General features: G+C 68.4%; 11 protein-coding genes. 5 read left to right on the forward strand and 6 right to left on the reverse strand.

The genetic code is table 11. The features are described from left to right. The first annotated feature begins 953 nt into the window (after nucleotides 1-953). From TSB10GB4_RS01970 to TSB10GB4_RS01980, 3 genes are read left to right on the forward strand one after another with little or no spacing between them, the layout of a single operon-like run. Nucleotides 954-1,631 carry a TetR/AcrR family transcriptional regulator gene (locus TSB10GB4_RS01970; RefSeq protein WP_186394346.1) on the forward strand — a complete coding sequence of 226 codons (678 nt, stop codon included), beginning with the start codon at nucleotides 954-956 and terminating at the stop codon, nucleotides 1,629-1,631. Then, nucleotides 1,628-2,932: a phenylacetate--CoA ligase family protein gene (locus TSB10GB4_RS01975; protein ID WP_186394347.1), complete on the forward strand. Its 1,305-nt coding sequence runs from the start codon at nucleotides 1,628-1,630 to the stop codon at nucleotides 2,930-2,932. The genes TSB10GB4_RS01970 and TSB10GB4_RS01975 overlap by 4 nt, the downstream gene beginning before the upstream one ends. Further along, nucleotides 2,929-3,690: an enoyl-CoA hydratase/isomerase family protein gene (locus TSB10GB4_RS01980; protein ID WP_186394348.1), complete on the forward strand. Its 762-nt coding sequence runs from the start codon at nucleotides 2,929-2,931 to the stop codon at nucleotides 3,688-3,690. The genes TSB10GB4_RS01975 and TSB10GB4_RS01980 overlap by 4 nt, the downstream gene beginning before the upstream one ends. Before the next feature lie 37 nt (nucleotides 3,691-3,727). On the opposite strand, the gene TSB10GB4_RS01985 is transcribed toward TSB10GB4_RS01980, so the two are convergent. The 3 genes from TSB10GB4_RS01985 to katG form a co-directional block, all read right to left on the reverse strand. After that, on the reverse strand, nucleotides 3,728-4,504 hold the full coding sequence (locus TSB10GB4_RS01985; protein WP_186394349.1) for an SDR family oxidoreductase: 777 nt from the start codon (nucleotides 4,502-4,504) through the stop codon (nucleotides 3,728-3,730). Next, entirely contained in the window at nucleotides 4,504-5,427 is a 924-nt protein-coding gene (locus tag TSB10GB4_RS01990) for a dihydrodipicolinate synthase family protein (protein ID WP_186394350.1), read from the reverse strand. The genes TSB10GB4_RS01985 and TSB10GB4_RS01990 overlap by 1 nt, the downstream gene beginning before the upstream one ends. Before the next feature lie 313 nt (nucleotides 5,428-5,740). Further along, nucleotides 5,741-7,945, reverse strand: coding sequence for a catalase/peroxidase HPI (katG, locus tag TSB10GB4_RS01995; RefSeq protein ID WP_186394351.1), 2,205 nt, complete (start codon nucleotides 7,943-7,945; stop codon nucleotides 5,741-5,743). A gap of 322 nt (nucleotides 7,946-8,267) precedes the next feature. Between katG and TSB10GB4_RS02000 the strand changes: the two genes are divergently transcribed. Further along, the gene (locus TSB10GB4_RS02000) at nucleotides 8,268-9,218 is read left to right on the forward strand and encodes a LysR substrate-binding domain-containing protein (RefSeq protein WP_186394352.1); all 951 of its coding nucleotides are present in this window, start codon (nucleotides 8,268-8,270) and stop codon (nucleotides 9,216-9,218) included. On the opposite strand, the gene TSB10GB4_RS02005 is transcribed toward TSB10GB4_RS02000, so the two are convergent. The 3 genes from TSB10GB4_RS02005 to TSB10GB4_RS02015 are packed head-to-tail and all read right to left on the reverse strand — an operon-like array spanning nucleotide 9,199 to nucleotide 11,544. Continuing rightward, on the reverse strand, nucleotides 9,199-9,927 hold the full coding sequence (locus TSB10GB4_RS02005) for a pirin-like bicupin family protein (protein WP_186394353.1): 729 nt from the start codon (nucleotides 9,925-9,927) through the stop codon (nucleotides 9,199-9,201). The genes TSB10GB4_RS02000 and TSB10GB4_RS02005 overlap by 20 nt on opposite strands. A gap of 25 nt (nucleotides 9,928-9,952) precedes the next feature. After that, the gene (locus tag TSB10GB4_RS02010) at nucleotides 9,953-10,573 is read right to left on the reverse strand and encodes an alpha/beta hydrolase (protein WP_186394354.1); all 621 of its coding nucleotides are present in this window, start codon (nucleotides 10,571-10,573) and stop codon (nucleotides 9,953-9,955) included. 38 nt (nucleotides 10,574-10,611) lie between these two features. After that, on the reverse strand, nucleotides 10,612-11,544 hold the full coding sequence (locus tag TSB10GB4_RS02015; protein WP_186394355.1) for a VOC family protein: 933 nt from the start codon (nucleotides 11,542-11,544) through the stop codon (nucleotides 10,612-10,614). A gap of 127 nt (nucleotides 11,545-11,671) precedes the next feature. Between TSB10GB4_RS02015 and TSB10GB4_RS02020 the strand changes: the two genes are divergently transcribed. Continuing rightward, on the forward strand, nucleotides 11,672-12,571 hold the full coding sequence (locus TSB10GB4_RS02020) for a LysR family transcriptional regulator (protein WP_186394356.1): 900 nt from the start codon (nucleotides 11,672-11,674) through the stop codon (nucleotides 12,569-12,571). The last annotated feature ends 122 nt before the right edge of the window (nucleotides 12,572-12,693 follow it).

Below are 12,693 nucleotides of genomic sequence, written 5' to 3' on the forward strand. Positions count from 1 at the left end.
AAGGAAGCGGCAGGGACCCTGATGACGACGGGCGAAAGCCCAACCCCGGTCCGGTCGCCTGCCACTGGTCTCCCGGCGGTTCAGGCCGGGAGACCGCCCAAACTCTACCACCTCTTCAGACGAACAATCCCGGACGCAGGCGAAGCCGGAGATCCGGGATCCATTGGCCCCCTCAGTGGGCATGTGGCGGGCGGCGCTCACCCCCTCTCACTTGTCATACCTGCGAAGGCAGGTATCCAGGTTCCGCCGGCGTGCGGGTCTTCGCACCAGCCTCTCTCCTCGTCTTCCCGGACGAGGCCGCAAGGCCGAAGATCCGGAACCGGCGAGCCACGGCGTTTGCGGTGTCTTTCGTACGCGCCCTGTAGGCCCTCGGCTCCCCGATCCCGGCTCGGCGCTACGCGCCGTCCGGAAAGACGAAGGAGGGGTCTGCGCGCGAATGGCGCTTCGTGCGGGAGGACGCCGTAGGGCCTGCGCGCGGGGTGGCGCGCAAAACGGGCATGCGCTCCCCGCCGATACGCTCCCCGCCGAGGTGTCCTCGCCACCGCTCTGGCAGCCAATGGGCACCGGGTCGCGCTTCGCTTGCCCGGTGTGACGGCAGAGGGGGAGGAAAGCGCGCAGCCATCCCAAGCGCCCGCGCGGAGCAGCGGAGGAGCGCGAGGCCGTGCCCCCTCTCGGAGGTCATCCCGGCCGCAGGCGAAGCCGGAGAGCCGGGACCCATTGGCGCCCTTAGCAGGCATGAGGCGGAAGGCGCTCACCCCATTTTCGGCTGTCATACCTGCGAAGGCAGGTATCCAGGTTCCGCCGGGGCGATTGAGTCTTTGCGCCAACCTTTGCCTGCGCTTTGCCCGGTGTGACGGCCGGTGGGTGGTGCCACCCCCCTCAAAATCCCGTTTGACTCTCGCTCGTCTCCGAAATATGAAACTGATGTCATTTTTAGTTATGAGGTCGCCGCGATGCTGCGTGCCGCGCCCCGGCAGGGGGAGGATCAGGTGCTGTTCTATCCGCAGGCTCTCGCCGCGCGCGCCGCCGGGCGGCCCAAGGGCGAGCGCACCCGCGCCCAGATCCAGGCGGCGGCCTGCGCCGTGCTCGACCGGCAGGGGCCGCAGGAGTTCACCGTCTCCGCCGTGTGCGAAGAGGCGGGCATCTCCAACGGCACCTTCTACATCTACTTCACCGACCGCACCGTGCTGCTGGACGAACTGCTGGTCGGCTTCGTCGGCTTCCTGCAGGCGGCGATGCGGGTCGCCGGCTCCGCCCATCCGGAAGATCCGGTGCGCGCGGCGACCAGCGCCTATGTCGCGCTGTTTCGCGGCAATCGCGGGCTGATGCGCTGCCTCGTCCACCATCTCGACACGCTGCCGCAGGCGCGCGAGGCGTTTCACCGGCTGAACCGCGACTGGCTGGAAAGCGTGGTGGCGGCGGTCGAGCGCCGCCTCACCCGCCTCGGGCGCGGCGGCGCGGTCGACCGGGAGGAGCTGCTGCGCCGCGCCTATGCGCTCGGCGGCATGGTCGACCAGTATCTCTCCGGCCTCATCCTGTCGCAGGACCCCGCGCTCGTTGCGATCTCGGGCCGCGACGAGGCGGTCGTCGACACACTCACCCTCATCTGGAAACGGGCGATGACGATATGAGCACCGTTGCGCAGGCGGACCGGGTTCCGCTTCACGAGTTGCAGCCCCATATCGATGCCGCCTGGGCGCGGCAGCGGGCCCATGTGATGGCGCAATCGCCGTTCTATCGGGCGCTGTGGCAGGGCGCGGTGCCGCCCTGTTCGCTGCGCGACCTTGCCGAGTTGCCGCTGTCCGACAAGGCGCAACTGCGCCTGTCGCAGGCCGCCCATCCGCCCTTCGGCGACTACCTCGCCGCCCCGCGCACCCTGGTCAACCGGCTGCACCGCACCTCCGGCACCACAGGGCAGGCGATGAACCTTGCCCTGTCGGCGCGCGATGCCCGCATCACCCAGGAGGTCGGCGGCCGCTGCCAGCGCGCCGCCGGCCTCGGCCCGCAGGACACGGTGGTCCACTGTCTCAATTACCAGATGTGGATGGGCGGGCTGACCGACCATCTGACGCTGGAGGAGGCGGGGGCGACGGTGGTGCCCTTCGGCGTCGGCTCGACCGAACTCCTGGTGCGCACGATCCTGGAGGTCGGGGTGACCGCGATCTCCTGCACCCCGTCCTATCCGGCGGTGCTGGAACGGGTGATCGCGCAGAAGTTTCCCGGCCTGCTGCCGCGCGATCTGGGCTTGCGGCTCGGCCTGTTCGGCGGCGAGCCGGGCGTCGACGATCCCGCCTTCCGCGCCCGCATGACCGAGACCTGGGGCCTGCAGCCGCGCAATTCCAACTATGGCGTTTCCGACGTCTTCTGCAATTTCGCCTCCGAATGCGAGCACGACACGCATCTGCATTTCATGGCCGCCGACGTGCTTCATGCCGAACTGATCGACCCGGACAGCGGCGCGCCGAAGGCTTTGGCGGCCGGCGAGAGCGGCGAACTGGTGCTCACCCATCTGGTGCGCGACTGCCAGCCCTTGGTGCGCTTTCGCACCGGCGACATCATCCGCGTCGCCGCCACCACACCCTGTACCTGCGGCCGCACCGGCTTCCGCTTCTCCGTCGTCGGCCGCTCCGACGACATGGTGGTGGTGCGCGGGCTCAACATGTTCCCGACCATGGTCGCGGCGGTGCTGAACTCCTTCGCCGAACTGTCGGGCGAATACCGCATCCGCCTTGCCACCCCGCCCCCCTACGACACGCTGCCGGTGGAGGCGGAACTGGCGAAGGGCGCGCCCGAAACATCGGAGCTCGCAATGCGGGTGGCGGGCGAGATCAAGGCACGGCTCGGGGCGAGCGCCAGCGTCACGCTGCTGCCCGCCGGCAGCCTGCCGCGCACCGAAGGCAAGACCCGGCGGGTCATCAGGGAGGGGCAATGACCGATTTTGCTTACGAGACCGTGCTGAGCACGCTCGGTGAGGGCGGGGTGCGCACCATCGCCCTCAACCGGCCGGAAAGCCTCAACGCCATGAACCGGCAATTGATCGACGATGTCGCGCGCGCCTTCGACGATGCCAACCGCGACCCGCAAACCCGGGCGATCCTCTTCACCGGCGCCGGCAAGGCGTTCTGCGCCGGCGACGACCGGCGCGAGCATGTCCACCCGGAAACGGAGGAGGCCGCGCGCGATCTCGTCCTTGCCATCCAGCGGGCGACCCATGCCATCGCCTTCGGGCCGAAGCCGGTGGTCGGGGCGATCCACGGCTGGGCCGTGGGCGGCGGTTTCGAATGGGCGATCAATTGCGACTTCCCGCTCTGGGGCGAGGGGGCGAAGGCCTTCTTCCCGGAAGTCTCGCTCAACGTCTTCGTCACCGGCGCGGTGACGGCGCTGCTGCCGGCGCTGGTCGGGCTGATGAAGGCGCGCGAGATGCTGTTTCTGGGCGAACGCTACACGGCGGCCGAGCTCGGCAGGCTGGGCCTTGCCCACAAGGTGGTGGCGGATGACGCGCTGCTGGCGGAAGCGGAGGCGCTGGCCCGGCGGCTTGCCGAGCTGCCGCCGCTCGCCGTGCGGTCGATGAAGCGGGTGCTCAACGCGGTCGCCGCCGGCGATCTCCACCGGGCGCTCGATCTGGAGACCGAGGCGACGGTTGCCGGCTTCCTCGATCCGGAGACCACCCGCCGGATCACCGCCTTTTGAGCGGGACCCGGGAGGCTGTCGAAAAAGGTGTTTGCGGTCAGAGGCTTCGGATCGCCCCGCCATCGACGCGCAGGCGGCTGCCGGTCACATAGGACGCGCGCTCGGAGGCCAGGAACACCACCATGTCGGCGAATTCCTGCGGCCGGCCGTAGCGCCCGGCCGGGATCGAAGCGGCGGACGCCCTGGCGATTTCTTCCACGCTCTTGCCCGTCCGCTTGGCGGCGGCGGCGTCCAACTCGTCGACGCGGGCGGTGTGGATGCGCCCCGGCACCACCATGTTGACGGTGACGCCGTCGCCCGCGACCTCGCTCGCCAGCGTCTTCGACCAGGCCAGCACCGCCGCGCGGATGCCGTTCGACATGGCAAGGTTCGGGATCGGCTGCTCGACGCCGGAGGAGCCGATGGTGACCACCCGGCCGAAGCCGCGCTCGCGCATCGGTGGCACCAGTTTTGCGGTGATGTGGAAGAGGCTTGCGGCCATCGCCGAGAAATTGGCGGTCCAGGCGGCGGGATCGGCCTCGAGCGCCGTTCCGGGGGGCGGGCCGCCGGCATTGTTGATCAGGATGTCGACCCCGCCATCGGCGAGGATCGCCTCCAGCGCGCCGTCGATCGAGGCGATGTCGGCAAGGTCGATCCGCAGCGGGGTGATGTCGCAGTCGGGCGTTGCTGCGGCCCATTCGGCGATCGCCGGTTCGTTGCGGGCGGCGGCGATGACGCGGACGCCCTCGCGCGCCAGCGTTTCGGCGATCGCCCGGCCGAGGCCGCGGCTGGCGCCAAGGACGAGGGCGCGCTTGCCCGTCAGGCCGAGATCCATCAGTTGAGCTCCTTCAGGCGTTTGTCGAGACGGGCCATCAGCCGGTCGACCTCGGCCCGCGACAGCGGATCGAGGGCGGCGCCCGGCCTGCGCAGGGCGGGGCTTGCGAGCACGCCGCGCCGGTAGAGGACGTATTTGCGGATGGCAAGGCCGAGGCCCGGCTGCTGTTCGAAGCGGGCGAGCGGCAGATAGGCGTCGAACAGGTCGCGGGCCCGCTCCATGTCGCCTTTCGCGTGGTTCTCGACAACGCCGGTCATCATCTCCGGATAGGCGAAGCCGGTCATCGCGCCGTCGGCGCCGCGCTCCATCTCCTCGGGCAGGAACACGCCGCCATTGCCGCACAGGATCGACACCCGGCGGGCGGTCGCCCCCTCCTTGCGCAGCGCCGTGATCTTGGCAAGGCCGGGCCAGTCCTCGTGCTTCAGGCAGACGCAACTGGGGATATCCTGGATGATGCGGGCGATCACCGGCACGGACATCTGCACGCCGGTGGTCAGCGGGAAGTCCTGCAGCACGAAGGGGACATCTGCGATCATCTCGGCCGCCTGCTCGTAATAGCCGGCGATCTGGTCGTCGGTGCGCAAGGTCCCCGGCGGGGCGATCATCACGCCGGCGGCGCCGTCGTCCATCACGCGCGCCGTCAGCGACTGCATCTGGGCGAAGCCCGGCGACGACACGCCGACGACGATCGGCACCCGCCCGTCGACGCGTTTCAACACCCGGCCCACCACGGTGGCGGACTCGTCGGTCGTCAGCTTCGGCGCCTCGCCCATCACGCCCAAGAGGGTCAGCCCGGTGGCGCCCGCCTCCAGATAGAAGTCGACCATCCGGTCGCAGCCGTCGAGGTCGAGCGCGCCGGTGTCGGTGAAGGGGGTGACGGCGATCAGGTAGACGCCGCGGGCACTTTCGTCCAGTCGGGCCATGATGTCCTTCCGCAGGAGGTGGATTGAGACGGGAGTCTCAAATTTCAGCGATTTCGAGACGAAATTTTGCAAAATTCCGCGCAAAATTTCTCAAAATTCGCGAGGAGCGTGGAGAGGCGTGCGGGCCGGCGGGGATAGTTGCGCCCATCCCGCCTCGGGGACGTGGATGGTAGGCCGCGGGCGGCAGGAGTCAATCGCCGGCAAGCCTCTGCCGCCACACAAAAAAGGCGCGGCGGAGGGTCCGCCGCGCCTCTCGTGTCGCTGGCGCCGGCAGGCGGGGAGACCCCCGGCCGCCGGCGGGCACAGCATGCCTTTAACGCAGGTCGAAGCGGTCCGCGTTCATCACCTTGGTCCAGGCGGCGACGAAGTCGCGGGCGAACTTCTCCTTGGCGTCATTCTGGCCGTAAACCTCCGACAGCGCCCGCAATTGCGAGTTCGAGCCGAACACCAAATCCACGCGGGTGCCGGTCCACTTCGCCTTGCCGGTGGCCCGGTCGGAGCCCTCGAACACGTCCTGCTTATCCGACACCGGCTTCCACTTTGTCCCCATGTCGAGCAGGTTGACGAAGAAGTCGTTGGTGAGGGTGCCCGGACAGTCGGTGAAGACGCCATGCGTCGACCCGCCATGGTTGGCGCCGAGCACGCGCAGGCCGCCGATCAGCACGGTCATTTCCGGTGCGGTCAGGGTCAGCAGCTCGGCCCGGTCGATCAAGAGCGCTTCGGGCGACAGCACCGGATTGGCCGAGACATAGTTGCGGAAGCCGTCGGCGCTGGGCTCCAGCACGTCGAAGGACTCCGCGTCCGTCTGCTCGGCGCTCGCGTCGGTGCGGCCCGGCGCGAAGGGCACGCTCACGTCGAGACCGGCGTCCTTGGCGGCCTTCTCGACGGCGGCACCGCCGGCCAGCACGATCAGGTCGGCAAGCGAGATCTTCTTGCCGCCGGACTGGGCCGCGTTGAAGGCGGAGCGGATCTCCTCCAGCTTCGCCAGCACCTTGGCGAGCTGCGCCGGCTGGTTGACCTCCCAGTCCTTCTGCGGGGCGAGGCGGATGCGCGCGCCGTTGGCGCCGCCACGCTTGTCCGAACCGCGGAAGGTCGAGGCCGAGGCCCAGGCGGTCGAGACCAGTTCGGAGACGGTCAGGCCGGAGGCGAGGACCTTGGCCTTGAGCTCGGCGACATCTGCGTCGTTCACCAGCGGATGGTCGACGCCCGGGACCGGATCCTGCCAGATCAGGTCTTCGGACGGGACCTCCGGGCCGAGGTAGCGCGACTTCGGGCCCATGTCGCGGTGGGTCAGCTTGAACCAGGCGCGGGCGAAGGTGTCGGCGAATTCGGCCGGGTTTGCCAGGAAGCGGCGGGCGATCGGCTCGTAGATCGGGTCGAAGCGCAGCGCCAGGTCGGCCGTCGTCATCATCGGGCGATGCCTCTTCGACGGGTCGTGGGCGTCGACGATCATGTCCTCGTCGTCGACATCCTTGGCCAGCCACATCTTGGCGCCGGCCGGGCTCTTGACCAGTTCCCACTCGTATTTGAACAGGACCTTCAGATAGCCCATGTCCCAGGTCGTCGGGTTCGGCTTCCAGGCGCCTTCGATACCGCTGGAAATCGTGTCGCCGGCCAGGCCCGAGGCAAAGCGGCTGGTCCAGCCGAGGCCCATGTCCTCAAGGCCCGCGCCCTCCGGCTCGGCGCCCAGCAGCGCAGCATCGCCCGCGCCGTGGCACTTGCCGAACGTGTGGCCGCCGGCCACCAGGGCGACGGTTTCCTCATCGTTCATGGCCATGCGGGCGAAGGTCTCGCGGATGTCGCGGCCGGAGGCGACCGGGTCCGGATTGCCGTCCGGGCCTTCCGGGTTGACGTAGATCAGGCCCATCTGCACCGCCGCCAGCGGGTTTTCCAGCTCGCGCTCGCCGGAATAGCGGCTGTTTGCCTTGTCGCTGGTGGCCAGCCATTCGGTCTCGGCGCCCCAGTAGACATGCTCCTCGGGCTCCCAGGTGTCGGCGCGGCCGCCGGCAAAGCCGAAGGTCTTGAAGCCCATGCTCTCCAGCGCGACATTGCCGGCCAGGATCATCAGGTCGGCCCAGGACAGCTTGTCGCCGTATTTCTGCTTGACCGGCCACAGCAGGCGGCGGGCCTTGTCGAGGTTGACGTTGTCCGGCCAACTGTTCAGCGGGGCGAAACGCTGCTGGCCGTTGCCGCCGCCGCCGCGGCCGTCGAAGGTGCGGTAGGTGCCGGCGCTGTGCCACGCCATGCGGATGAACAGCGGGCCGTAATGGCCCCAGTCCGCCGGCCACCAGGCCTGGCTGTCGGTCATCAGCGCGGTCAGGTCGGCCTTGACTGCGGCCAGATCGAGCTTCTTGAACTCTTCCGCATAGTTGAAGTCCTTGCCCATCGGGTTGGACAGCGAAGAGTTCTGGTGCAGGACGCGGATGTTGAGCTGGTTGGGCCACCAGTTCTGCCGGGTCCGGGCGGTGTTGTGAACGACCGGGCATTTGCCGGCGGTGTCGAAATCAGGTCTGTCCATGTCTCTCACTCGTCAGGTTTGTGCAAATGACTGCCTGAGAAGGAGAAAATCATGGCGTACGGGGCGGAGACCCGCCCTGTGACCCGCATGGCGAACCGTTGTCGCTGCCATGCACTCTCCCTCTCGAGACTGTCCCGAAGCATTGACTGCCGGGAGGGGCGACGATCCTTCCGGCCTCCGAAGCACGCCGTGGCGCGCATGCGGAAACCGTTGCGCCAGCGGGGCGCCGAGGTCGTCGCTTCTCATCCTCGCAGGCTCACTATGCCTCAGTCGGATGATTAATTTAAGTTGTATTTTTTGATTGTAGCGATAGTTTTTAGTTATGAGAAATCTGACCCTCAAGCAGCTTCGCTACTTCCGGGCGCTGGCCGAGTACGGCCATTTCGGCCGGGCGGCGGAAGCCTGCTCGATCTCGCAGCCGGCGCTCTCCGTGCAGATCCGCGATCTGGAGGAGACGCTCGGCACGGAGCTGTTCGAGCGTACCGCCCGACAGGTCCGGCTGACGGCGTTCGGCGAGGAATTCGCGCGGCGGGCCAATGACATCCTGCAGGCGGTCGATGAACTCGGGGACCTTGCCCGCGCCTCGCGCGACCGGCTGGCCGGGCGCCTGCGCATCGGCATCATTCCGACGATCGCGCCCTATCTGCTGCCGGCGGTGATCGCCCGGCTGACCCGCGCCAACGAGGGGCTCGACATCCATGTGCGCGAGACGGTGACCTCCCGCCTGGTGCAGGAACTCGCCGAAGGCCGGCTCGATACCGCCATCGTCGCGCTGCCGGTCTCCGAACCGGCCTTGAGCGAAGTAGCTCTGTTTTCGGAGAATTTCGTTCTGGTGCGGCCGACCGAGGACGAGGGCAAGCCGGTGCCCAACCGCGAAGCCTTGCGCGAAATGCGCCTGCTGCTGCTGGAGGAGGGGCACTGTTTCCGCGAGCAGGCGCTGTCCTTCTGCAACATGGGGCCGGCGCAGCCGCGCGAGCTGATGGACGGCAGTTCGCTGTCGACGCTGGTGCAGATGGTGAGCGCCGGCATCGGCGTGACCTTGATCCCGGAAATGGCGCTGCCGGTGGAAACCCGCTCGGCGGCCGTCTCCGTCTCGCGTTTCGACGAGCCGCAGCCCTCGCGCACCATCGGCATGATCTGGCGCAAGGCGAGCCCGCTCGCCCGGCAACTGGCGCAGATCGCCGATGCGGTGCGCCAGACCGCGCAGGAGATGCGGACCCGATCCGACGCGAGCGCCGGACCGGGCGGTGCCGTCAGCCCGCAACCCGGCTGACGCCGGGGCGCGCGCTCATGTCGAAGAGCAGGGCGCGGCCGTCTGTCTGCCAGAGGAGATCGCCGATCTCCTCCTCGCCGACCTGCAACCCGTCGCCGGCGACGAGGCGCTCGCCCTCGACCGTGGCGATGCCTTCCACCAGATGGACGAACAGCCGCCGCCCATCGGCGAGGGGAAGCGCGGTGGCATCTCCCGCCAGCGGCGCGGCAATCGACACGCGCGTGTCGGACAGAAGCCTCAACGGCGCCTCGCCCGCCTTGCCGCTGGCCAGCAGCGTCCAGTCCCGCACCGTCTCCGGTGCCGGCAGCGTCATCTGCTGATAGGTCGGCGCGCCGCCGGTGGTGTCGGGGATCAGCCAGATCTGCAGCACATGGGCGGGTTCGCTGCCGGAGGCGTTCATCTCCGCATGGCGGATGCCGCGTCCCGCCGACATCAGTTGGAGTTCGCCGGCGGCAATCTCCGCCTCGTTGCCCAGCGTGTCGGTGTGGCGCAGCCGGCCCGACAGGACCATGGTCAGAATGTCCATGTCCGCATGGCCGTGCTCGGAAAAGCCGGCGCCGGGGACGACGCGGTCCTCGTTGAGCACCCGCAGGGCGGCGTAGCCCATGCGGGCGGGATCGCGGAAACCGCCGAAGGAGAAGGTATGCCAGGCGTCGAGCCAGCCGCTCTGGGTGCGGCCGCGGCTCATGTTCTCATGGATCAGCACCATCGCTCCGTCTCCTTGTCATGCGTCGTCATGCGGCGTCCGGCGGCTCGCTCAGAAAGCCGACCAGCGCGTCGATTTCGGTCTGTCGCAACTCGTGCCCGCCCTCGTGGGCGGCGAGCGTCACGTCTGCACCCTGCGCCTTGAACCAGTCGATCAGCGCGCCGGTCGCGGCCGGCGGGCAGATCGGGTCCCGCTTGCCGGCGGAAATCAGCACCTTTCGCCCGGCAAGGCCGGGCTGGGGCGCCGGCTCGAACGGGATCAGCGGATGCAGAAGCGCGATCCGGTCGAACAGCTCCGGCCGCAGGAAGGCGACCGAGGCCAGGATGTTGGCGCCGTTGGAATAGCCGAAGCCGTAGACCGGGCGGCCCGGATGGGCCTTGCGGTGGGCCTCGACGAAGCCGGCCATCGCCTGCGTGCGCCGGGCGAGGTCGTCCATGTCGTAGACGCCTTCGCCGGTGCGGCGGAAGAAGCGCAGCGCGCCGTGCTCCGAGACATCGCCGCGCGGGGCGACAAGGCCGGCGCCGGGCACGGCCTCCTCGACGAAGCGGGCGAACTGGTGCTCGTCGCCGCCGGTGCCGTGGTAGGCAAAGACCAGCGGCGCGCCGGGCGCCGGCTGCGTGGTCAGGGCGTGATAGGTGTGCGTGATCATGACGGTGAGTCCCTTGTGGCCGGAGGGAAGGAGCCGAGTTAGTCCCGGATCGGGGTCAGGATGTCCTCGATCTGCGCGCGGAACTGCTCGTAGCGGGTCGGCAGCTTCAGGGCCTCGCCGAGATGGGCGGTATCCTCGTCCCGGTCGAAGCCGGGCTCGTTGGTCGCCACCTCGAACAGGATGCCGCCGGGGCTGCGGAAGTAGATCGCCCAGAAATAGTCCCGGTCGATCACCGGCGTGACCTGATAGCCCGTGTCCATCAACGCCTTGCGCACCTCCAACTGGGCCGCCCGGTTCTCCACCGCGAAGGCGATATGGTGCACCGAGCCGGCCCCCTGGCGGGCGGGAGCGGCCGAGGAAACCTCTTCGATATCAATGACATCGGCGCCGTTTCCACCCTCGATCGCGAAGCGGGTCCAGGTGCCGCTGCGCTCCACCTCGCGGTAGTTCATGAAGCGGAGCAGTTCGGCTGTCCCCCCGCTATCCCGCAGGCGGAAGGCCGCGCCGCGGAAGCCCTGGATCGCCTCGGCCGAACTGACACCGCCGGCGCTCCAGCCGAGGCGCTCGTCGCCCGTCGTCTCGACCAGCGAGAAGCCGTCGCCGTCCGGTCCCTGGAAGCGCAGGCGCGCCTCGCCGAAGGGGTTATCCTCCTCAAGACCGCCGACGCCGAGGCCGGCAAGGCGCTCTTTCCAGTAGGGCAGGGAACCTTCGGGCACCGCGAAATAGGTGTTTCCGACCTCGCCGGCGCCGGGGCGGCCCTGCACGATATCCGGGAAGGGGAAGTAGGTCATGACCGAGCCGGGCGTGCCGGTCTCGTCGCCATAATAGAGGTGGTAGACCTCCGGGGCGTCGAAGTTGACCGTCTTCTTGACCCGCCGCAGGCCGAGGGTGCGGGTGAAGAAGTCGTTGTTTTCCTGAGCGTTTCCCGCCATCGACGTGACGTGATGGAGGCCCTTGATCTGCGTCAGCATGGCGCTGCTCCCTTTCCCGAACCGTGGCTGCGGCCTTCGCCGCTGCTGCAAAGATGGGGCGGGCGGGATGCTTTGAGAATGGAAGCAATTCCTCGGATATCATTTCAATTCATGCAATAATCGCTGCATGATCGATCTCGACCATATTCGCGTGTTCCTGGCGGTCGCCGAGCAGCGGAGCTTCGTCGCCGCCGCCCGGCAGCTCTCGATGACGGCACCAACGGTGACGCGCGCGGTGAGCGCGCTGGAAGAAGAACTCGGGGTGCAACTGCTGTTGCGCACCACCCGGCAGGTGTCGCTGACCTCGGCCGGCGCGGTCTATGCCGCCCGCATCGCCCCGCTGCTGGAGGCGTTCCGCCGCACGACCGAGGACCTGCAGGAGCAGCAGGGCGATGTGGCCGGCACGATCCGTATCAACGCCCCGATGTCGCTCGGACAGCAGGTGCTGCCGGATGTCGTCGCCGGGTTCCGCAGCCAGTATCCCCGGGTGTCGCTGTCGATCGGGCTCACCGACCGCTTCATCGACATCGTCGCCGGCGATGTCGATCTGGCGATCCGCATTTCCGAGGCCCCGCGCGACAAGTCGACGATCTGGCGCAAGATCTGCCGCGTGCGCCGGGTGATGGTTGCCTCGCCCGCCTATCTGGCGCTGCGCGGCGCGCCTCAGACGCCGGAGGACCTTTCGGCCCATGCCTGCCTTGCCTATGACGAGCGCTCGCAGGCCGAGACCTGGGACCTGGGCCGCGACGGGCGCACGCGCCGGGTGCGGGCCGGTACAACGATTGCCGGCAACAATGGCGACCTGCTGGCGCGGCTTGCGGAAAACGGCGAGGGCATCGCCCTGCTGCCGCTGTTCATCGTCGAGGAGGGGCTGGCGCAGGGCCGGCTCGCCCAGGTGCTGCCCGACTGGGAGGCGCCGGAGATCTGGCTGACGCTCTATTATCCCCCGTACGAGCGCCTGCCGATGCGGGTCGCGCGGTTCTCCGATTTCTTCGAGGCCTATGTGACGAAGACCCGCCCGCTCTAGGTCGTGAACCATCATTCTGGCGAGAAACGGTCTGCGCGTGCCTGTCCGAATGAAAGGAGCACAAAGGCGTTATTTTCCAAGGTCTTGCGACGCCGTTGCTGGCACAATTATGAGTCTGCGAC

Origin of the sequence: Stappia sp. TSB10GB4, from assembly GCF_900185745.1 — a bacterium.
GTDB lineage: Bacteria > Pseudomonadota > Alphaproteobacteria > Rhizobiales > Stappiaceae > Stappia.

What these genes read in the sequence shown, in the direction of transcription:
- TSB10GB4_RS02020 (WP_186394356.1), top strand. Translation starts at nt 11,672, where the DNA reads ATGATCGATCTCGACCATATTCGCGTGTTCCTGGCGGTCGCCGAGCAG.
- katG (WP_186394351.1), bottom strand. Translation starts at nt 7,945, where the DNA reads ATGGACAGACCTGATTTCGACACCGCCGGCAAATGCCCGGTCGTTCAC.
- TSB10GB4_RS02000 (WP_186394352.1), top strand. Translation starts at nt 8,268, where the DNA reads ATGAGAAATCTGACCCTCAAGCAGCTTCGCTACTTCCGGGCGCTGGCC.
- TSB10GB4_RS01975 (WP_186394347.1), top strand. Translation starts at nt 1,628, where the DNA reads ATGAGCACCGTTGCGCAGGCGGACCGGGTTCCGCTTCACGAGTTGCAG.
- TSB10GB4_RS01980 (WP_186394348.1), top strand. Translation starts at nt 2,929, where the DNA reads ATGACCGATTTTGCTTACGAGACCGTGCTGAGCACGCTCGGTGAGGGC.
- TSB10GB4_RS02010 (WP_186394354.1), bottom strand. Translation starts at nt 10,573, where the DNA reads ATGATCACGCACACCTATCACGCCCTGACCACGCAGCCGGCGCCCGGC.
- TSB10GB4_RS02005 (WP_186394353.1), bottom strand. Translation starts at nt 9,927, where the DNA reads ATGGTGCTGATCCATGAGAACATGAGCCGCGGCCGCACCCAGAGCGGC.
- TSB10GB4_RS01970 (WP_186394346.1), top strand. Translation starts at nt 954, where the DNA reads ATGCTGCGTGCCGCGCCCCGGCAGGGGGAGGATCAGGTGCTGTTCTAT.
- TSB10GB4_RS01990 (WP_186394350.1), bottom strand. Translation starts at nt 5,427, where the DNA reads ATGGCCCGACTGGACGAAAGTGCCCGCGGCGTCTACCTGATCGCCGTC.
- TSB10GB4_RS01985 (WP_186394349.1), bottom strand. Translation starts at nt 4,504, where the DNA reads ATGGATCTCGGCCTGACGGGCAAGCGCGCCCTCGTCCTTGGCGCCAGC.
- TSB10GB4_RS02015 (WP_186394355.1), bottom strand. Translation starts at nt 11,544, where the DNA reads ATGCTGACGCAGATCAAGGGCCTCCATCACGTCACGTCGATGGCGGGA.